A 19197-nucleotide genomic window follows, 5' to 3' on the forward strand; every position below is an offset into this window, starting at 1 on the left:
ACGGGCGGGCGCCATGGCCAACCTCTTCGCGCAACTCATCTCACCCGAGCGCGTGGTGTTCTCGGGCGAGGTCCGCTCCGTGCTGCTTCCCGGCGTCGAGGGCGACATGACGGTGCTGCCCGGTCACGCGCCCCTCGTGACCCTGCTCCATGCGGGCCTCGTCTTCGCCACCGACGCGGAGGGGACCGGCCGCCGCGCCTTCGTGCGGGGCGGCTTCGCGGAGGTGACGGGGACGCAGGTGACGATCCTCGCCGACCACGTCCTGTCGGTGGAGGAACTCACCCGCGACCGGCTCGACGAGGAGATCCTTCACCTCCAGATGGAGCGGGATGGCACCGCCGACCCGGACCTGCGCGCGCAACACGAGGCCTCCATCGGCCGGATGGAGGAGTTCAAGGCGAGCCTCGGGCTCTGAGAGGTCAGTACCGCTCGGGCACGAAGCGCCGGTCGCGCAGGGTGTCGTCGTAGGCGTTCTCCTTGCACCGCTTCGGCAGGCTCACCGGCTCGGACGCCAGCTCCCGGTAGGGGATCAGGTGGAGGAGATGCGCGATGCAGTTGAGGCGCGCCCGCCGCTTGTCGTCCGAGCGGACGATGTGCCAGGGCAGCTCGTCGGTGTCGGTCGCCGCCAGCATGGCGTCGCGCGCCCGGGAGTAGTCGTACCAGCGCCGGTAGGATTCGAGATCCATCGGGCTCAGCTTCCACTGCCGGAGGGGATCGGTGATCCGGGCCTCGAAGCGGCGCTTCTGCTCCTGCCGACCGACCTCCAGCCAGAACTTGATGAGCTGGATGCCGCCGCCGACGATGAAGTGCTCGACCCTGGGGCAAAGATCGAGGAACCGGCGCTGCTCCGCCTCGCTGCAGAATCCCATCACGGCCTCGACGCCGGCGCGGTTGTACCAGCTGCGGTCGAAGATCACGATCTCGCCGCCGGCGGGGAAATGCGCGATGTAGCGCTGGAGGAAGAGCTGGCTCTTCTCCCGGTCGGAGGGCGCCGGCAGCGCGACCACGCGGAACACCCGCGGGCTGACCCGTTCCGTGATGGCCTTGATCGTGCCGCCCTTGCCGGCCGCGTCGCGGCCCTCGAACACCACGATGATCCGGGCGCCCGTCGCCCGGACCCAGGCCTGCAGATGGCACAGCTGCACCTGGAGCTTGCGCAGCTCGCGCTCATAGACCTTCCGCTTCAGCCGGCCGCCCTCCGCGACTTCAGCTGCGCCGTCGTTGGAGGCTTCGGCCAGCAGGCTCTGATCGGTGTCGTCCATGGCGCATCCCCCTCTCGGGCCCCGCTCACTCGGCCGGAAGATGCCCCGGCGCCCCCGCGGGCGCGCCGGGCGGCGGCATCGGTCGCTGCTTCCCCTTGCCGCCCATGAGCCGCCAGGCCCGCTCGCGCAGGCCCTGGAACACGACGTAGAGCGGCGGGATCACGAAGATGCCGAGGAAGGAGGCGGCGATCATGCCGCCGAAGACCGGCGTGCCCACGTCGCGCCGGGCGAGCTGGGAGGCGCCGGTGGCGACCACCAGGGGCAGCAGGCCGAGGATGAAGGCGAAGGAGGTCATCATCACCGGGCGGAAGCGCAGCCGCGCACCCTCGGTCGCCGCCTCCCGCAAGCCCACGCCCTTCTCCCGCTGCTCCTTGGCGAACTCGACGATGAGGATGCCGTTCTTGGCCGCAAGCCCGATCAGCACCACCATGCCGATCTGGGCGTAGAGGTCGAGGGTCAGCTTGCCCCAGACCATGGCCGCGTAGGCGCCCACGATGCCCACCGTGACCGAGAGCAGCACCGGCACCGGGATCGTCCAGCTCTCGTAGAGGCCGACGAGGAACAGGAAGGCGAACAGCACCGCGAAGGCCAGGATGATCGCGGTCTTGCCCTCCGCCCGCTTCTCCTGGAAGGCGGTGTCGGTCCATTCCCCGCCGAACCCGGTCGGCAAGGTGCGGGCCGCGACCGCCTGCATGGCGGCGAGCGCTTGGCCCGACGAGACGCCCGGGGCGGGCGAGCCCTGCACCGTCACCGCGCGCAGGTTGTTGTAGCGGATGAGCGAGGGCGGCCCGACCACGATCCTGACTTCCGCGAGGCTGCGCAGGGGCACCATCTGGCCGTCCTTGTTGCGCACGTTGATGCGGTAGATGTCGTCGATCCTCGCCCGGTCGGCGGCCTCGGCCTGCACCTGGACCTGCCAGGTGCGGCCGAACAGGTTGATGTCGTTGACGTAGTAGCCGCCGAGCGAGGCCTGCAGCGCCTGGAACACGGAATCGAGCGACACGCCGAGGATCTGGACCTTGTTGCGGTCGATGTCGAGGAAGACCGAGGGGTTCGTCGCCGAGAAGGTGCTGAACACCCGGTTGAGCCGCGGCTCCTGGTTCGCCGCGACGATGAGGCCGCGCAGGGCCTGGGCGAGCTCCCGCGGATCACCGCCGCGCAGGTCCTCCAGCACATAGGCGAAGCCACCGCCGGTGCCGAGGCCGATGATCGGCGGGGGCGCCAGGGGGACGACCATCCCGCCCTGGATCTCCCGGAAGCGCTGGCCGAGGCGCGCGATCATCGCCGCCGCCCCGTCGCCCGCGCCCTTGCGCTCCTCGAACGGCTTGAGCGTCACCACCATGAAGGCCGCGTTGCTCTGCGAGTAGTTGTCGATGAAGTTGAGGCCGATCACCGAGGTGTAGTCGGCCACCGCGTGCTCCTCGCGCAGGAGGGCCTCGGCCCGGCCCACGACCTCCGAGGTCCGCCCGACCGCGGCGCCCTCGGGCAACTGCACCACGACGAAGAAGGCGCCCTGGTCGTCCTCCGGCAGGAAGCCGGTCGGGGTGATCTTCGAGAGTTCGACCGTGCCCCAGGCGGCCGCGAGCGCCAGGACGAGGCCGATGACCGACAGCCGCACGATCCGGGCGACGGCGGCCCCGTAGCCGTCGCGCACCTTGTCGATCCCGCGCATCACCAGCCCCATGATGCCCCGGCGGGGGCCGTGATGGGGCCGCAGCAGCACGCCGCAGAGGGCGGGCGAGAGGGTCAGCGCGTTGATGGCCGACAAAAACATCGAGACCGCCACCGCGACCGCGAACTGGCGGAAGAGCTCGCCCGAGATGCCGGGCACGAAGGCGACCGGCACGAACACGGAGAGCAGGACGAGCGTGATCGCGATGATGGGCGCGGTGATCTCCGCCATGGCACGCTTCGTCGCCTCGCGCGGCGTGAGGTCCGGGTGCTCCTCCATCACCCGCTCGACGTTCTCGACCACCACGATGGCGTCGTCGACCACGATGCCGATCGCCAGCACCATGGCGAGCAGCGAGACGGAATTCGCCGAGTAGCCCACGGCCTTGAGGGCGATGAAGGTGCCGATCAGGCTCACCGGGACGGCGAGCGTCGGGATCAGCGTCGCCCGCAGGCTGCCCAGGAACAGGAACACCACGATGACGACGAGCACGAAGGCCTCGACGAGGGTCTTCTGCACCTCGTGCACCGTCTCGGTGATGAAGGCGGTGGGATCGTAGGTGACCTTCCACTCCAGCCCCTCCGGGAAGGCCTTGGCGAGCTCGCCGACCCGGGCCTTGACCTCCTTCAGGGTCGCGATGGCGTTCGCGCCGGGCGACTGGTAGATGGCGATGACCGTCGCCGGGCTGCCGTTGAGCCGCGTCTCGCGGTCGAGGCTCGCCGCGCCGAGCTCGATCCGGGCCACGTCGCCGAGGCGCAGCAGGGATCCGTCCGGGTTCGTGCGCAGCACGATGTTCTGGAACTGCTCGGGCGAGGTCAGCCGCCCCTGGGTTTGGATGCTGAGCTGGAGCTGCTGCTCGTCGGAGATCGGGCGGGCGCCGATCCGCCCCACGGGCGCCTGCACGTTCTGGGCCTTGATGGCGTTGATGACGTCGCCTGTGGTCAGGTTGAGGCCGGTGAGCTGATCCGTGCGCACCCAGGCCCGCATGGCGTAATCCTGCGGCCCCCACAGCGTCGCGTCGCCGACGCCCGGCGTGCTCTTGATCCGGTCGAGCAGATTGATGGTCACGTAGTTGGAGATGAAGAGCGGATCCTGGATCGCCTTCGGCGAGTAGACGGCGAGCACGCCGAGCAGGGCCGAGGATTTCTTCTTGACCGTGACGCCCTGCTTGCGGACGTCCTCGGGCAGCTTGGCGAGGGCGATCTGGACCCGGTTGTTGACGTTGACGGCGTTGATGTCGGGATCGGTGCCGAGCTCGAAGGAGCCGGTGAGCGTGTAGCTGCCGTCGTTGCCGCTCACGCTCTTCATGTAGATCATCTTGTCGACGCCGACGACCTGGGACTCGATCGGCTGGGCCACGGTCGATTCCACGACGTCGGCGGACGCGCCCGGATAGGTCGTCGTTACGGAGACCTGCGGCGGCACGATGTCGGGATACTGCGCCACCGGGATGGAGAGCAGCGCCAGAGCCCCGGCGATCGCCGTGACGATGGCGATCACCACCGCGAGGCGTGGCCGGTCGACGAAGATGGCGGAGAGCATTGGATCAGGTCCTGCTGGCCGGGGGGCCGATCGGCGTTGCCCGGACGAGGATGCCGGGCCGGACCCGCTGCAGGCCGTCGACGATGACGAGCTCGCCGCCGGACAGCCCCTCCTCGATCACCGCATCCTGGCCGCCGGCGCCGGGGCCCGGCTTCACGCGCTTGGTCACGGCGCGGCCGTCCTCGACCACGAAGACGTAGACCCCGCCCTGGTCGGCGATCAGCGCGGCCTGCGGCACCACCACCTTCTCCTCCGGCATCCCGGTCTGCAGGGCGACCTGCACCAGCTGGTCGTCGCGCAGCGCGCCAGCCCCGTTCGGCATGGTCGCGCGCACCAGTACGGTGTCCGTGGTGCGGTCCACGCTGATGTTGACGAAGTTGACCCGCCCGACCTGGCCGTAGGTCGAGCCGTCCGAGAAGCGGATCCGCACGGCGATCCGACTAGGGTCTGGGCGATCGCCGCCCTGCTGGACGCGCAGGAACTCGCGCTGGCTCACCGGGAAGGTGACGTACATGGGATCCTGGCTGACGATGGTGGTCAGGACCCCGCTGTCCGGACCCACCACGTTGCCCTTGGTCACGCTGGTGCGCCCGATCCGGCCGGCGATGGGGGAGACGATCTTCGTGTAGCCGAGATTGATCTGGGCGGTCCGCAGGTTCGCCTCGTCCCCCATGACCGCGCCTTTGCTTTGGTCGAGGGCGGCACGGGCCTGGTCGCGGGCCACCACGGTGCCGGCGTTCCGGTCGAGCAGCTCCTGCGCCCTCTGCAGCTGAATGGCCGCGAGAGTTTCGGCGGCGTGACTGCGCTCGAGCGCGCCTTCCGCCTGCTTGACCGCGGCCTCGAACAGATCGGGCTCGATCCGGTAGAGCGGCGCCCCTTCCTTGACCGGGTCCCCCTCCTTGAACAGGACGGCGTCCAGATAACCGGTGACTCGCGCCCGCACCTCGACGCGGCTGACCGCCTCGACGCGGCCCACGAAGTCGAGCGCCTTGTCGATGGGCTTTCGCTGGGCTGCGACCGTGCCGACAGGCAGGGCCGCGCCTGGGTCCGTCTGCGCACGAGCCGCGTGATGCGGCCCGACGGCCAGCGAGAGGAGAAGGAGGAGTCGGGGAAAGCGGACCATGGACGTCCCTCGCCCGATCGCCGAGCCAGGAGAATGGCGCTCTATTCTTGCAGTTCGCGCCTGCGCGGCTTGATCGGACGGGACATCCCGGATGATGCGGTCGGCAAGGGCGTCCGTGCCGGGGAAGGGGGCGGTCGGCTGCGGCCCGCCAGAGCGGAGGCCGCAGGCATCGGATCAAGCTCCGCCGCTTCCGGTCGAGTTCGATGACGGCCCGACAGCGCCCGTGACCATCAGAGCCCGCAATCGATCGCGGCCGAGCACGCGGCCGAGTTCCCGGAAGGCGAAATAGGGAACGAGAGCGACCGCCATGATCACGGTGATCACCACGAGCCCGCGCAAACCGCCGCCGCCGATGGCCGGAACGCTGGCTGCGAGCGTCCGGCCCCGCCAGAGACCGATAACCGTCTCCTCGATGGCGTAGGCGCAGACCAGGAGCATCGCGAAGCCGACCGCGCGCACCGCGATCGGGTAGATCAATGGCCGGCCCTGCCAGCGGGGACGGACATCCAGACTCTCGGCGATCAGCATGACCTTTGCCAGGATCCAGGAATTGATGAAGGCAAAGCCATAGAAATCATAGTTGATGCCATGTCGCGACAATACGAGAGACTCGTGCAGCACCAGAACACCGAAGACAATCCATAGGTAGACGAAGATTGTGGCGATCCGCTTCAGCTCTTCATACAGGCGCTGCCCGATCCGCCGCATCCGGCCTCCGGCCGCGCCCGCGGGCTTGCCGGAGCGATGGTTCGCAGGTTGGATCCTTGAGCCACTCATGCCTTCACCTACAGCGGAGTCCTGCCGCTCCGCGCCAGGACTCCGTCCCTGGATTCGTCGCACACCACGCGCATCCTCCGACGCGGCCCCGACCCGCGCGCTGCCGGTCAGTCACGCAGGATCTGGCGGATCGCAGCATGGCAGAGCCGGATCCGCCGGGCACCCGCCCGAAGGAGCGCACCGTCAGCCTCCAACTGGCTCACCGCACGCGACACCGTCTCGATGGTCAGCCCGAGATAATCGGCGATGCAGGGCCTGTCGCAAACTCGGGAACAGGCCGCCGCAGCCAGGGCAGACTCCTCTTCTCCACCCAGGCATTCCGCCTTCACATCCAATCACTTGCGCCGACGCCGAGGCGGGGAGGGTGACAGATCAGTGCCATTCTATGCCGTTCATCAGCGCCAAAATAATCCGCGCACGACACCTGGCCACCCGCCGGAGCCCCGGGATCCTGATTCGCATAAGGGATCTTATGGAACCTAAGGCGGCGGTGGCGCCGCTTCAGCTGCAGTCCGAGGCGTGACCCGCCGCGCCGGGGCGGCTACGCCTGCTGCGTCCTGTCTCCCGGAGCCGGAGCCCGCCATGACCGCGCCGACCGCCGACATCTTCGCCGACCTGCCGCCGCCCGGCAGCCCGGACGAGGTCGTCACCGCGATCCTGGCGCGCCCGGGCTTGCGGATCGAGCGCATCGTCTCGACCGGCCAAGCGAGCCCGCCGGGCTTCTGGTACGACCAGCCGGAGGACGAATGGGTGCTGCTGCTCGCGGGCGCCGCGCGCCTGCGCATCGCCGGCGAGGCCGAGGCGCGGGTGCTCGAGCCGGGCGACCATCTCCTGCTTCCGGCCCATCTCCGGCACCGGGTGGAGTGGACGAGCCCGGTCGCCGCGACAATCTGGCTCTGCGTGTATTGTCAGCCGTCGACCGTGACGGTCAGCCCGTCATAGGCCGGCACCACGCCCTCCGGCAGCCGGCGGCGCAGGGCCTCGTAATCGAGGTCCGTGTGGAGGTTGGTGAGGATGGCGCGGCGCGGCCGGACCTCCTCGATCAGCGCGAGCGCGTCCGAGACCGAGTAATGCGTCGGGTGCGGCGTGTCGCGCAGCGCGTCGATGATGAGAAGATCGAGGCCGCGCAGATGCGCCTTGGCGGCCTCCGGCATGGTGCTGACGTCGGGCGCGTAGGCCGCGTCCGCGAAGCGGAAGCCCAAAGCCTCCTCATCGCCGTGCTCCATCCGGAACGAGGAGGCGGTGACCGGGCCGCCAGGGCCTGCGAGGGAGAGCGGGATGCCGTCGGGCAGCTCGTGCAGGTCGAGGATCGGCGGGTACTGGCTGCCCGGCGCGGTCTCGAAGCAATAGCCGAAGCGCAGCTTCAGCAGCGCCTGCGTGGTCGCGTCGGCATAGACCGGGATGCGCCGCCGCATCTGGATCACCAGCGGGCGCAGGTCATCGATGCCGTGGGTGTGGTCGGCATGCGCGTGGGTGAACAGCACGGCGTCGAGCCGCATCACGCCCGCGTCGAGGAGCTGCTCGCGCAGATCCGGCGAGGTATCGACCAGCACCATCGTCGCCGGGCCGGAATGATCCTGGCGTCCCTCGACCAGGATCGAGCAGCGGCCGCGGCGGTTCCTCGGCTCGGCGGGATCGCAGGCGCCCCAGCCGGAGCCGACCCGCGGCACGCCCCCGGAGGAGCCGCAGCCGAGGATGCGGAGCGTCAGCGCGGACATGGGCTGGACCTCATGGGGCCGATCCGGCCTGCGCGGCGTCGCCCTGCGCAGCCTTGTCGAACAGCCGGTAGAAATTGGCGGTGGTGAGCCGCGCGAGGTCGTCCGGCGCCATACCGAGGGTCCGGGCGAGCACCCGGGCGGTCTCCGCGACATAGGCAGGCTCGTTCGGACGGCCGCGATGGGGCTCGGGCGCAAGGTACGGCGCGTCGGTCTCGACGAGGATCCGGTCGCGCGGCACCGCCGCCGCGATCGCCCGCAGCTCCTCCGAGCGGCGGAAGGTCAGGATGCCGGAGAAGGACACGAACAGCCCGAGCTCCACGCCCGCCTCCGCGAGGCGCCGGCCCGACGAGAAGCAGTGCAGCACCGCCCGGAACGGCCCGCGCCCCATCTCCTCGGTGAGGATCGCCTCAATCTCGGCATCCGCCTCGCGGGCGTGGATCACGAGCGGCAGGCCGCTCGCGCGGGCCGCCGCGATATGGGTGCGGAAAACCCGCGCCTGCACGTCCCGCGGGGCGTTGTCGTAGTGGAAGTCGAGGCCCGCCTCGCCGATCCCGATGCAGCGCGGGTGGCGCGCCAGGGCCACGATCTCGTCCGCCGGGATGTCCGGCTCCTCGCCCGCCTGATGCGGATGCGTCCCGACCGTGAAGAAGATCTCGGGGTGAGCCTCGGCGAGGTCGCGATAGACAGGCGCGTGGCGCACCCGGGTCGAGATCGTGACCATCCGGGTCACGCCCGCCGCGCGCGCCCGCTCCAGCACCTCCGGCAGCCGCCCGGCGAGGCCCGGGAAGTCGAGATGGCAATGGCTGTCGACCAGCATGCCGCCTCAGGCCTCCGGCTCGACGAAGCGCGGGAAGATCGGGCTCGGCGCCGGCAGGGCCGTGCCGGGGACGAGCCGGTTCCCCTCCCCGACCTGCGCGAGCCCCCTCGCCTGCTTAGGGGTAGCCAGGAGATCCAAGAGCTTGGCGGCGGCCGCCGGCACGAAGGGCTGCACCAGGATGCCGATCGCGCGCAGCGTCTCGGCCGTGACGTAGAGCACGGTTCCCATGCGGGCCGGGTCGGTCTTGCGCAGGGTCCAGGGCTCCTGGCCGGCGAAGTAGCGGTTGGCCTCCGCCACCACCGCCCAGATCTCCGCGAGCGCATGATGGAGCGCGTAATCCGTCATCGCGGCCCGCGCGGCGGCCGGCAGCGCGTCGGCGGCGGCCAGCAAGGCCCGGTCGGCCTCTATCAGCGCGCCCGGCTCCGGCACGGCGCCCCCGCAATTGCGCGCGATCATGGTGAGCGAGCGCTGGGCGAGGTTGCCGAGATCGTTGGCGAGATCCGCGTTGGTGCGGTTGACGATCGCCTCGTGCGAGTAGTTGCCGTCCTGGCCGAAGGGCACCTCGCGCAGCACGAAGTAGCGCAGCGGGTCCACCCCGTAGAGGCCGGCGAGCTCGACCGGATCCACCACGTTGCCGAGCGACTTCGACATCTTCTCCCCGCGGCTGAGCAGGAAGCCGTGGCCGAAGACGCGCTTGGGCAGGGCCACGCCGGCCGACATCAGGAAGGCCGGCCAGTAGACCGCGTGGAAGCGGATGATGTCCTTGCCGATCACGTGCAGGTCGGCCGGCCAGTGCCGCCAGCGCGGATCGCCCTCGTCCGGAAAGCCGCAGGAGGTGATGTAGTTCGTGAGCGCGTCGACCCAGACATACATCACGTGGCCGGGCGCGCCCGGCACCGGGACGCCCCAGTCGAAGGTGGTGCGGCTGACCGAGAGATCCTGCAGCCCGGAGCGCACGAAGCTCACCACCTCGTTGCGGCGGGTCTCCGGGCCGATGAAGTCGGGGTTCTCGGCGTAATGCGCGAGCAGGCGGTCCGCATAGGCCGAGAGCCGGAAGAAGTAGCTTTCCTCTTCCACCCATTCGACGGGGGTGCCGGTCCTCTCGGCGCAGCGCACGCCGTCGGGGCCGAGCACCAGCTCGGATTCGTCGTAATAGGCCTCGTCGCGGACCGAGTACCAGCCGGAATATTTCGACAGATAGATGTCGCCTGCCTCCTCCATGCGCCGCCAGAGCGCCTGGGACGCCGCGACATGGTCCGGGTCGGTGGTGCGGATGAAGCGGTCGAAGGAGCAGTTCAGGGCCTCGGCCATGGCGCGGAAGCGCGGCGCCATGGCGTCCACGAAGGCTCTGGGCGTGACGCCCGCCTTGGCGGCGGTCTGCTGGATCTTCAGCCCGTGCTCGTCGGTGCCGGTGGTGAAGAACACGTCGTAGCCGTCGATGCGCTTGAACCGCGCGATGGCATCCGTGGCGATCACCTCGTAGGCGTGGCCGATATGCGGCGCGCCGTTCGGATACGAGATCGCCGTGGTGATGGTGAAGCGTTCGCCCGCCACGAAAGGGGTTCCCGAGAAGGTTCGAGGATCGCGAGGGGCGCGGCCGCGCCCCCTTGTCTCTCAAGCCTTAGAGCAAATTCGGGGTGAGGTGGACACCCCCTGCCCTGAGCAAAGCGCATGGATGGCCTGGCGCCCCGCTCTAGAGCGGTGTTCATCCGTTCTGAAGCTGTGCAGGATGTGAAGGGGTTGACGACCCAAGGGGGAGGCTCTGATGCCGACCACCTTGTCCGTCGATCTGCGCCAGCGTGTGGTGTATCCGCCAAGCCTGCATGCACTTCTCACCCGAGGAGGGCCGCAACTCCTTCGCGGCCGCCGGATACGAGCACGATGCTTACGCTTCAACCTGATCGGGCACCGCTCTAGCGGGCCGCCGCCACCTCCTCGAACAGCGACAGGATCACCGGGCGGCGGTCGAGGTTGTAGGTCGCGGCCTCGCGGGCCGCGCGGGCGATGCGCTCGCTCGCATCGGCCAAGGCCGCGAGCCGGGCGGGCGGCTCGGTGAGGCGCCGGCCGATCTCCGCGGCGAGGTGGCGCTGCACCGTGTCGAGAGCGGTCTCGTAGAGCGCGTCGGCGTCGCGGGAATTCAGGCGCTCGGCCAGCGCCAGGACCCGGCGCCAGTCGGGCGCGGCGAGGAGCGCCTCGATCTCGTCCACGAGGGCGAGGGTCGCCGGGTCGAGCAGGCCGAGCGCCCGGGCGACCGAGCCCTCGCTCAAGCGCGCCGCCCGGGCCAGCACCTCGGGCGGATGAGCGGCAAAGGGCTCGCCGAGACCCTGGAGCACCCGCACCACCTCGGCGTCGCCGAGCGGGCGCAGCGCGAGCCGCCGGCAGCGGGAGCGGATCGTGGGCAGGAGCCGGCCCGGCGCATGGCTGACGATCAGGAACAGGGAGCGCGGCGGCGGCTCCTCGATGAGCTTCAGGAGTGCGTTGGCGCTGGCGAGGTTCAGCTCCTCCGCGCAATCGACGATGCAGATGCGGTAGCCCGCATCCGCCGAGGTCTCGGCGAAGAGATGGAGCGCGCGGCGCGCGGCCTCGACGGTGATCTGCGTCGGCACGGTCTTGGCGCCGGGCGCCCGCTGGCGGCGCAGCACCACGAGGTTCGGATGCGACAGCATCGCGACCTGCCGGGCCACCGGGTGGCCCGGCGCCACCGCCAGCGTCTCCGGCACGCCCCGCCCCGTCCCCTGCTGCGCGAGCAGGTGGCGGGCCACCCGGTAGGCGAGTGTCGCCTTGCCGATCCCGCGCGGGCCGCCGAGGAGCCAGGCATGGTGCAGCCGCCCCGCCCCGATCGCCTCGCGAAAGGCCCGCTCGGCCGCCTCCTGGCCGATGAGGGCGGCCTGCGCCCGCGGCCGCGTCAGCCCCGGGACCTCGCCCGGCTCCAGATCCTCGCCGGCCGGTTCAGGCGGCATGGCCGTGTCCCTCGCGCAGGAGCTGCGGCAGGCGTCCGGCCACCGCCGCCCGGATGGCGGACGCCACCGCGTCCGGGTCGGCCGCGGCGTCGATCAGGACGCAGCGCTCCGGCTCCTGGGCGGCAATGGCCCGGAAGGCCTCCCGCAGGCGCTGGTGGAAGGACAGTGTCTCGGCCTCGAAGCGGTCCGGCCCCGGGGACGAGGCCCGCCGCCGGGCGCGGGCGAGACCGAGTTCGGGGGGGAGATCGAGGATCAGCGTGAGGTCGGGCCGGGTCGGCCCGACGACGACGCGCTCCAGCGCCGCGACCTCCTGCGGGTCGATGCCGCCGGCCGCCCCCTGATAGGCCCGGGTCGAATCCGCGAAGCGGTCGCAGAGCACCACGGCGCCGCGGGCGAGCGCGGGCCGGATCAGGGTGTTGAGATGGTCGAGACGCGCGGCCGAGAACAGCAGCGCCTCCGCGAAGGGGCCGTGGTCCTTGGCGGCGCCCGCGAGCAGCGCGGTGCGGATCTGCTCGGCCCGGGGCGATCCGCCGGGCTCGCGGGTGGTGATCACCTCCCGGTCGCCTGCCCGCAGGCGCTCGGCGAGCCTCGCGATCTGGGTCGACTTTCCGGCGCCCTCCCCGCCCTCGACGGTGATGAAGACGCCGGGCTGCGCCGTCCCGCTCACGACCGGTTCGTCAGCTTGGCGAAGGCGTCGCGCACCCAGCCGGTCCCGACCTCGATGGCCGCGTCGAGAGCGCGCTGGGTCATGGTGCCGGTGCCGACGGCCTCGGCGGTGTAGAGGGGCATGTCGAGCACCTGCTGCTGCTGATCGCCGCGCATGATCTTGAGCCGCGCGACCTCGCGCCCCTCGGCCACCGGCGCCATGAGCGGGCCCTGGTAGACCACCCGCGCGGTGAGGCGGTCGGCCGAGCCCCGCGGCAGCAGCACCCGCACGGGCTTCTTCGCGACGAGTGCCACCTTGCCCTTCTCGCCGCCATAAGTGTCGGCCTCCGCCACGGTCTCACCGGGGGCGAAGACTTGGCGGGCCTCGAAGGCGCGGAAGCCCCAGTCGAGGAGCTTGCGGGCTTCCGCCGCCCGCTCGCGGGCAGTCTTGAGGCCGCTCACCACCATGACCAGTCGCTGGCCGTTCTGCACCGCCGAGCCCGTCAGGCCGTAGCCCGATTCCTCCAGGTAGCCGGTCTTCAGCCCGTCCGCCCCGATATCCATGGCAAGCAGCGGGTTGCGGTTCTGCTGGCGGATCTTGTTCCAGGTGAACTCGCGCTCGGCGAAGAGCTTGTACTCCTCCGGATAGGTCTCGATCAGGTGAATGGCGAGCTTGGCGAGGTCGCGGGCCGTCACCTTCTGGTCGGGCGCCGAGTAGCCGGTGGCGTTGCGGAAGGTGGAGCGGGTCAGCCCGAGCTCGCGGGCGCGCCGGTTCATGATCTGGGCGAAATTGTCCTCGGTGCCGCCGATCGCCTCGGCGGCGGCGATGGCCGCGTCGTTGCCCGACTGCACGATGAGGCCACGCAGGAGATCCGGCAGCTTCACCTTGCTGTTGAGCTGGGCGAACATCGAGGAGCCGCCCCCGCCCGCGCCGCCGCGCCTCCAGGCATTCTCGCTGATCGGGAACTCGCTGTCCTGGTTCAGGCGGCCCTTGCGCATCTCGTCGAAGATCACCTCGACGGTCATGAGCTTGGCCATGCTGGCGGGCGAGAACGGCTCGTCGGCGGCCTTCTCGTAGAGCACGGAGCCGGAATCGGCATCGACCAGGATCGCGTGCGGGGCCTGGCTCTGGAAGCCCTGCGCCCGTGCGGCGGCCGTGAGACAGGCGGCCAGCGCGATCCCCATCGCGAGCCGCGCGACCGCCCTACCCGCCCATGCTGCCGTCACCATGCCGCCACCGTCCCGATTGCCCGTCCGGCGGCCACTCTGACGCTCCGGCCGGGGTGGTGCAACCGCGGCGGATCCGCCGCCTCGCTCAGAGCATATCCGCGACGCGGGCACGCGGCGCTGCGGCCGAATGCGTCTTGCGCGCGCCCGCCCCGCCGCCGTCGAACCGGGCGGTCAGGCTGCGGCCCGCTCCGGGCCGGCCGGGCGGGACCGGATGAGCGCCGCCGAGCTGGAGGGGCGCCGAGAGAGGCAGCGGCGCGGCGCGGCGCGGGGGCGCCGGAGCCGGTCCGGTCCGGCCCGCGGGCTGCGCCGCCGCGAGCATGGCCTGGGCCAGGGCGCTGCGGTCCTTGGCGACGACGATGGGCTTGGCGGCGACCATGGATCTGGCGGCCGCCGCCGGCTGCGGCGCGGGCGCGCTGCGCGGTGGCGCCTCGGCGACCCGGATGGGGGCCGGGCGCGGGGCCGGTGCGGGACGGAGCGGGGCTTCGGCCACCCGCACGGGCGCCGGCATCACCCGCGGACGCTCCACCACCGGAGTGACGGGCGTCGGCTCGGGCTCGGGCCGCCGGAAGGCGAAGGGCTTCGCCTCCTCGCCGGCGTCGGCCACCATCAGGTTGGCGCCGAAGGGGCCTCCCGCAGGGCGCCCGTCGGTGCGCAGGGTCGCCATCAGCTTGCGGTCGTCGCTGCCCGCCACCGAGGCCTTGCCGAGATACTCCACCCGGACCCGGGTCGTGCCGCGGCGATGGAACTCCAGCGCCTCGGCCACCCGCTCCGACACGTCCATCAGGCGGCCGGCATGATAGGGGCCGCGATCGTTCACACGCACCACCATCGAGTGGCCGTTGGCGAGGTTGGTGACGCGGGCGTAGCTCGGCAGCGGCAGGGTCGGATGGGCGGCGGCCACCGAGAAACGGTCGAACACCTCGCCGTTAGCGGTCATCCGCCCATGGAAGGCGGTGCCGTACCAGGAGGCGAGCCCCTCGCGGACATAGCCGCGCGGGTCCTCGCGCGGGACATAAGTGTGACCGGCGACCATGTAGGGCTTGCCGACCATGGCGCGGCCGCCGCCCTTCGGAATCGGATCGTTCTCGCCGTAGAGGCGCGGGCTCGGGGCGACCCCGTATTTCGGGTCGATCTGGCGGCCGCTCCGCGCGGCCGTGGTGGTGGGGTGCGGGGTGCCCGCGCAATTGGCCGTGAGGAGCGCCACGCCGGCCACTGCCGCGAGCCGCAGGGCTCCCGCTGCGCTGCCGGATGCGATCAAGCCGCCCTTCGAGGATCCCGCCATCGTCCTTCCGGTTCCCGCCTGCCGCCCTCGCCGCCGCCCGGTTTCGCCCCGGACCTGTCGCGGCCTTAAGCCGCCGCCGGGGGGCAACGGCATTCACCGCCAAGCTGGCGCGTCTTCGTGAAGGAAGGCTTGACGGGGCGCGGAGTCAAACGGCGGGACGGCTCTGCGGCCGTGCCCGAGGACAATCCTCCAAGTCCTTGGCGTGTCGGGCAGATCGGGTCGAGGCGGTTGGCCCGCGGCGGCGCCGGCGCTCCTCGCGCCGGCCCTGAGGACAATCACGCAAGTCATTGAGATGACGCGCCGATCCCAGGAAGCAGGCGGGCCCGGTCAGGCGTGGACTCGGCCCACAGCTTTGTCGGCCGGCCGGCCGTCCCAGAGTCGCCGGGTCCGCGCGAGGCCGGGCTACTCCGCGCCCTCCGCCTCGTCGGAACTCGCGGGGGCGAGCCGGACCCAGGCGTCGAGAGCCCAGCGGATGCCGTGACCGGCCAGCACCGCGAGCACCATCGCGCCGCCGAGGTTCAGGAACAGGGATGTGTCCGCCATGGGCCAGCCTCGCTACAGGGCAGCCAGTGGAGCGGCGGAGGCGGCGGGACACCAGTGTCGCGTCGCGACACTCGGCGGCGATCCCGTCGGATCCGGCCCTCCCGGCAGCCGATCCGCCGCCACTGTGGCAGAAAGGTCCTGCACGGCGATGTGCGCCGGCTCACGCCCCGCCAGCCGGCGGCGAGCCCGGACAGCCTGGCGCAGCCGCCCGCGCACTGCGGAATCCGCGAGCCTTCTCAGGCCGATACGCGAGGTTGCGCTGACGCTGCATGAGCGCGCTCGGCGGCGGAGTGCTTCGCCGGCGCAGTCGCCGGGACGCGGCGCGCCGCATCCCGGACCCGCGCATGAGTTCGCCACCGGCCGAGCCGGCCCTGATGGCGGAAGCCGGCTGCAAGTGCGCCCCCCATGGTGCGCCCCCATGGCAGCCCCACCGGCCCTCATGCTGAGGTGCTGGCGATCGAAGATCGCGCGGGCGGCCTCGAAGCACCCCTGAACGTTCGTCCAAGATCAGGGTGGGCAGGAGCACCGGTCCGGCGTGCTTCGAGGCTGAGCGATCTTCGATCGCCCAGCACCTCAGCATGAGGAGCGGGGCGGCTTCCACGCAGCTCGATTTCGCTTTGGGACAAAGCGCCAGGGCTTTGAATTGACGCGGCTTTTGCCGGCCGTAGGCGCTTTCAGCTCCGCCGCTGCGCCTTCACGTAGCCGGCGATGGCGGCCTGGCAGGGCTGCGACAGCTTGGCCTTGTTCTGCTTGAAGCAGGCCCGCACCTCCGGGCCGTCCGGCGGGAAGTTGCCGCAATAGGTCAGGTAATCGCCAGTGCAGTACTGCTTCAGGGCGGCGCGATCCGGCGCGGGCGTCTGCTGGGGCGACGCCAAGGCACAGGTCGACGTCAGGGCGAGGGCGAAAGCGGTGCGGTAGAGCACGGCGAGAACTCCAGTACGAACCCGATCCAGCCGGGCGGCGCGGTGAGAGCAGAGGATCGCGTCCGCAATGGGGTAGCTTGGCCGCACGGGCCCCGTCGCCGGACGTCCCGCCGCCGGACCTGGAGGCCGGACCCGGAGACGGGGCCGAACTCGGCGGCGGGGCCGCCCGGTCAGGTCCGCCAGGGATGGCCGGGCAGCTCCGTCTCGCCGATCGCCCGCGCGCCCGCCTCGGCCACCGCGTGGTCGTTCTCCACGGTCGAGCCGCTGACGCCGATCGCGCCCGACATCACCCCGTCCTTGTCGACGATCGGAATCCCGCCCGGGAAGGTGATGAGCCCGTCATTCGAGTGCTCGATCCCGTAGAGCGGGCCGCCCGGCTGCGACAATGCCCCGATCTGTCCGGTGGGCATGCCGAAGAACAGGGCGGTCTTGGCCTTCTTCTGGGCGATGTCGATGGACCCGACCCAGGCGTCGTCCATCCGGTAGAAGGCCTTGAGGTTGCCGCCGGAATCGACGACGGCGATGCACATCTGAGTGCCAATCGCTTCCGCCTTCGCGCGCGCGGCCTCGATCGCCTGCTGGGCTTCCTTGATCGTGACGTGCATGCGTCCACTCCCATAACGCCTTGCCGCGCGGTCGTCGGGACCGGCGGCCCGTAGAGGTTATAGAGTGAACGCGGCGGCGGAGGATGCGCAGCGCCGTCCGCCATTCGGGCAAGGTGGCACCGTCAGGGCCGGCGGTAGACCCAGACGCGGGCCGGCGGCAGGTTCAGCCAGACCTTGTTCGAGCGGCTCGCCGTGTAGTCGGAGGAGCGCGCCGGGATCGGCGGCACGACCGCGTAGGTGAACTGCACGAAGGGCGCGTTCGGCTGCATCAGATCATGCGCCTCCTGGAGCAGGTCCAGGCGCCGCTCCAGGGGCTTGGTAAAGAGCGGCAGGCTCGAGATGGTGGCGCAGGCCGGCTCCGTCACGATGTCCCGCAGGGTCTCGCGCATCCGGTAGGCGTCGCCGCGCAGGATCGTGGCGCGCGGGAAGCGGCGACGCAGCAGCTCGCAGAAATCGGGATTGTACTCGACGAGGACGAGGCGCTCCTGCTCGATGCCCCGCCGCACCAGCGCGTCCGTCACCGGGCCGGTGCCCGGGCCGAGCTCGATCACCGGCCCCGGCAGCCGCGGGTCGACATAGGAGGCCATGGTACGGGCGAGCAACCGTCCGGAAGGGGTCACTGCCCCGGTCACGAGAGGCCGCTCGAACCAGGAGCGCAGGAAACGCGCCTCGTCCTCGAACAGGTCGCGCCGCGGCGCGGTGCGGGACAGGGCGAGGGCTTTCGCGCTGGATCGGCGGGGCAAGGGCAAGACGGCGGACCCTTAAATCACGCGGACGATTGAGAAACGGCTCTCGACCAAAGGGGCGCGGCCGTCAAGCCTGGAGCCGGCTTGAGAATTCGACTCCGGCGCCGGAGGGCGCTTTCCCGCAGGGCCGCGCGTGAAACGCGCGTCAAGCCCCCCGGTTCATGGCCGATCGCCTCAGGCGCGCCCGGACCCGCTCAGGCCGTCGAAGAACTCCTTCACCCGCGAGAAGAAGCCGGCGCTCTCCGGATGGTTGTCGGCCTGGCTGCCGTGCTGGTCGAACTCCTGCAGGAGCTCGCGCTGGCGCTTGGTGAGGTTCTGGGGCGTCTCGACGAAGACCTGGATGTAGAGGTCGCCGACGTCGCGCGAGCGCAGCACCGGCATGCCCTTGCCCTTCAGGCGGAACTGCTTGTTGGTCTGGGTCCCGGCCGGGATCCGCACGGTGGTGTGCGAGCCGTCGATCACCGGCACGGTGATCTCGCCCGACAGCGCCGCCGTTACCATGGAGATCGGCACGCGGCAGAACAGGTCGGCCCCGTCGCGCTGGAAGAACGGATGGGGCTTGATCGACAGGAAGATGTAGAGGTCGCCCGCCGGCCCCCCGCGCAGGCCCGACTCGCCCTCGCCGGCGAGCCGGATGCGCAGGCCGTCGTCGACGCCCGCCGGCACGTTGACCGAGAGCGTGCGCTCCCGGGTGACCCGGCCGGCGCCGCCGCAGGCCGTGCAGGGATCGTCGATGATCTCGCCCCGGCCATGGCAGTTCGGGCAGGTCCGCTCGATGGCGAAGAACCCCTGGGCGGCCCGCACCCGGCCATAGCCGCCGCAGGTCGGGCAGGTGCGGGGCTTCGAGCCGGCCTTGGCGCCCGAGCCCGCGCAGACCTCGCAGGTGACGGAGGTGGGCAGCCGGATCGTCTCGGTCTTGCCCGTGAAGGCCTCCTCCAGCGTGATCTCCAGGTTGTAGCGCAGATCCGCACCGCGCTCCCGGCCGCCGGCGCGGCCGCCCCGGGCGCCGGCCGCGCCGCCCGCCCGGGCATCGCCGAAGAAGGTGTCGAAGATGTCCGACATGAAGTCGCCGAAGTCGGCGCCGAAGCCCGGCCCGCCCGGTCCCCCCGCGCCTTGCGAGAAGGCGGCATGGCCGAAACGGTCGTAGGCGGCGCGCTTCTGGCCGTCCGAGAGCGTCTGGTAGGCCTCGTTGACCTCCTTGAACTTGATCTCGGCTTCCTTGTCTCCCGGGTTCCGGTCGGGGTGGTAGGCCATGGCGAGCTTGCGGAAGGCCGATTTCAGCTCGCCCTCGCCCGCCGTCCTGGCGACGCCCAGCACCTCGTAATAGTCGCGCTTCGACATTCCCCGTCGCC

The 19197-nt window shown here is 71.1% G+C and carries 18 protein-coding genes and 1 pseudogene; 2 read left to right on the top strand and 17 right to left on the bottom strand.

From position 1 onward, the window contains the following. Window positions 1-13: 13 nt before the first annotated feature. On the top strand, window positions 14-415 hold the full coding sequence (atpC, locus tag MNOD_RS32650) for an ATP synthase F1 subunit epsilon (RefSeq protein WP_015933222.1): 402 nt from the start codon (window positions 14-16) through the stop codon (window positions 413-415). 4 nt (window positions 416-419) lie between these two features. Here the strand turns inward: atpC and ppk2 are convergent, their stop codons facing one another. The 5 genes and pseudogenes from ppk2 to MNOD_RS47345 all read right to left on the bottom strand — a co-directional run. Then, window positions 420-1262 carry a polyphosphate kinase 2 gene (gene ppk2, locus MNOD_RS32655; RefSeq protein ID WP_015933223.1) on the bottom strand — a complete coding sequence of 281 codons (843 nt, stop codon included), beginning with the start codon at window positions 1260-1262 and terminating at the stop codon, window positions 420-422. Window positions 1263-1287: 25 nt separating this feature from the next. After that, complete coding sequence (locus tag MNOD_RS32660; protein ID WP_015933224.1) at window positions 1288-4476, bottom strand: efflux RND transporter permease subunit; 3189 nt, start codon at window positions 4474-4476, stop codon at window positions 1288-1290. Window positions 4477-4480: 4 nt separating this feature from the next. After that, the gene (locus MNOD_RS32665; protein ID WP_015933225.1) at window positions 4481-5599 is read right to left on the bottom strand and encodes an efflux RND transporter periplasmic adaptor subunit; all 1119 of its coding nucleotides are present in this window, start codon (window positions 5597-5599) and stop codon (window positions 4481-4483) included. 174 nt (window positions 5600-5773) lie between these two features. Next, entirely contained in the window at window positions 5774-6307 is a 534-nt protein-coding gene (locus tag MNOD_RS32670) for a hypothetical protein (RefSeq protein WP_015933226.1), read from the bottom strand. A gap of 176 nt (window positions 6308-6483) precedes the next feature. Further along, window positions 6484-6624: pseudogene (locus MNOD_RS47345) on the bottom strand (helix-turn-helix domain-containing protein); the annotation flags it as partial. 334 nt (window positions 6625-6958) lie between these two features. Here MNOD_RS47345 and MNOD_RS32680 point away from each other — a divergent pair. After that, window positions 6959-7318, top strand: coding sequence for a cupin domain-containing protein (locus MNOD_RS32680; protein WP_015933227.1), 360 nt, complete (start codon window positions 6959-6961; stop codon window positions 7316-7318). Here the strand turns inward: MNOD_RS32680 and MNOD_RS32685 are convergent. The 12 genes from MNOD_RS32685 to dnaJ form a co-directional block, all read right to left on the bottom strand. Then, the gene (locus MNOD_RS32685) at window positions 7285-8094 is read right to left on the bottom strand and encodes an MBL fold metallo-hydrolase (protein ID WP_015933228.1); all 810 of its coding nucleotides are present in this window, start codon (window positions 8092-8094) and stop codon (window positions 7285-7287) included. The two genes, MNOD_RS32680 and MNOD_RS32685, sit on opposite strands and share 34 nt — an antisense overlap. A 10-nt stretch (window positions 8095-8104) precedes the next feature. Beyond that, window positions 8105-8911 (bottom strand): TatD family hydrolase, encoded by an 807-nt coding sequence (locus MNOD_RS32690; protein ID WP_015933229.1) that lies wholly within the window; start codon window positions 8909-8911, stop codon window positions 8105-8107. A 6-nt stretch (window positions 8912-8917) separates the two neighbouring features. After that, window positions 8918-10465, bottom strand: a complete 1548-nt coding sequence (gene metG / locus MNOD_RS32695; protein WP_015933230.1) for a methionine--tRNA ligase — start codon at window positions 10463-10465, stop codon at window positions 8918-8920. 359 nt (window positions 10466-10824) lie between these two features. After that, window positions 10825-11871, bottom strand: coding sequence for a DNA polymerase III subunit delta' (locus MNOD_RS32700; RefSeq protein ID WP_015933231.1), 1047 nt, complete (start codon window positions 11869-11871; stop codon window positions 10825-10827). After that, window positions 11861-12538: a dTMP kinase gene (gene tmk, locus MNOD_RS32705; protein ID WP_015933232.1), complete on the bottom strand. Its 678-nt coding sequence runs from the start codon at window positions 12536-12538 to the stop codon at window positions 11861-11863. The genes MNOD_RS32700 and tmk overlap by 11 nt, the downstream gene beginning before the upstream one ends. Further along, window positions 12535-13746: a D-alanyl-D-alanine carboxypeptidase family protein gene (locus MNOD_RS32710; protein ID WP_015933233.1), complete on the bottom strand. Its 1212-nt coding sequence runs from the start codon at window positions 13744-13746 to the stop codon at window positions 12535-12537. Before MNOD_RS32710 ends, tmk begins: the two co-directional genes overlap by 4 nt. 85 nt (window positions 13747-13831) lie before the next feature. Further along, window positions 13832-15028, bottom strand: coding sequence for a septal ring lytic transglycosylase RlpA family protein (locus MNOD_RS32715; RefSeq protein WP_015933234.1), 1197 nt, complete (start codon window positions 15026-15028; stop codon window positions 13832-13834). Between the two features lie 402 nt (window positions 15029-15430). After that, a complete protein-coding gene (locus MNOD_RS48440; protein ID WP_015933235.1) occupies window positions 15431-15571 on the bottom strand; it encodes a hypothetical protein in 141 nt (46 codons plus the stop codon). Between the two features lie 674 nt (window positions 15572-16245). Next, complete coding sequence (locus tag MNOD_RS32720) at window positions 16246-16494, bottom strand: hypothetical protein (RefSeq protein WP_015933236.1); 249 nt, start codon at window positions 16492-16494, stop codon at window positions 16246-16248. 170 nt (window positions 16495-16664) lie between these two features. Further along, window positions 16665-17099 (bottom strand): GlcG/HbpS family heme-binding protein, encoded by a 435-nt coding sequence (locus tag MNOD_RS32725; RefSeq protein ID WP_015933237.1) that lies wholly within the window; start codon window positions 17097-17099, stop codon window positions 16665-16667. A 122-nt stretch (window positions 17100-17221) separates the two neighbouring features. Continuing rightward, entirely contained in the window at window positions 17222-17848 is a 627-nt protein-coding gene (locus tag MNOD_RS32730; RefSeq protein ID WP_015933238.1) for a class I SAM-dependent methyltransferase, read from the bottom strand. Window positions 17849-18019: 171 nt separating this feature from the next. Further along, entirely contained in the window at window positions 18020-19186 is a 1167-nt protein-coding gene (gene dnaJ, locus MNOD_RS32735) for a molecular chaperone DnaJ (protein ID WP_015933239.1), read from the bottom strand. Window positions 19187-19197 lie beyond the last annotated feature (11 nt).

The organism is Methylobacterium nodulans ORS 2060 (genome assembly GCF_000022085.1).
GTDB lineage: Bacteria > Pseudomonadota > Alphaproteobacteria > Rhizobiales > Beijerinckiaceae > Methylobacterium > Methylobacterium nodulans.

What these genes read in the sequence shown, in the direction of transcription:
- atpC (WP_015933222.1), top strand. Translation starts at nt 14, where the DNA reads ATGGCCAACCTCTTCGCGCAACTCATCTCACCCGAGCGCGTGGTGTTC.
- ppk2 (WP_015933223.1), bottom strand. Translation starts at nt 1,262, where the DNA reads ATGGACGACACCGATCAGAGCCTGCTGGCCGAAGCCTCCAACGACGGC.
- MNOD_RS32660 (WP_015933224.1), bottom strand. Translation starts at nt 4,476, where the DNA reads ATGCTCTCCGCCATCTTCGTCGACCGGCCACGCCTCGCGGTGGTGATC.
- MNOD_RS32665 (WP_015933225.1), bottom strand. Translation starts at nt 5,599, where the DNA reads ATGGTCCGCTTTCCCCGACTCCTCCTTCTCCTCTCGCTGGCCGTCGGG.
- MNOD_RS32670 (WP_015933226.1), bottom strand. Translation starts at nt 6,307, where the DNA reads ATGCGGCGGATCGGGCAGCGCCTGTATGAAGAGCTGAAGCGGATCGCC.
- MNOD_RS32680 (WP_015933227.1), top strand. Translation starts at nt 6,959, where the DNA reads ATGACCGCGCCGACCGCCGACATCTTCGCCGACCTGCCGCCGCCCGGC.
- MNOD_RS32685 (WP_015933228.1), bottom strand. Translation starts at nt 8,094, where the DNA reads ATGTCCGCGCTGACGCTCCGCATCCTCGGCTGCGGCTCCTCCGGGGGC.
- MNOD_RS32690 (WP_015933229.1), bottom strand. Translation starts at nt 8,911, where the DNA reads ATGCTGGTCGACAGCCATTGCCATCTCGACTTCCCGGGCCTCGCCGGG.
- MNOD_RS32700 (WP_015933231.1), bottom strand. Translation starts at nt 11,871, where the DNA reads ATGCCGCCTGAACCGGCCGGCGAGGATCTGGAGCCGGGCGAGGTCCCG.
- MNOD_RS32710 (WP_015933233.1), bottom strand. Translation starts at nt 13,746, where the DNA reads ATGGTGACGGCAGCATGGGCGGGTAGGGCGGTCGCGCGGCTCGCGATG.
- MNOD_RS32715 (WP_015933234.1), bottom strand. Translation starts at nt 15,028, where the DNA reads ATGGCGGGATCCTCGAAGGGCGGCTTGATCGCATCCGGCAGCGCAGCG.
- MNOD_RS48440 (WP_015933235.1), bottom strand. Translation starts at nt 15,571, where the DNA reads ATGGCGGACACATCCCTGTTCCTGAACCTCGGCGGCGCGATGGTGCTC.
- MNOD_RS32725 (WP_015933237.1), bottom strand. Translation starts at nt 17,099, where the DNA reads ATGCACGTCACGATCAAGGAAGCCCAGCAGGCGATCGAGGCCGCGCGC.
- dnaJ (WP_015933239.1), bottom strand. Translation starts at nt 19,186, where the DNA reads ATGTCGAAGCGCGACTATTACGAGGTGCTGGGCGTCGCCAGGACGGCG.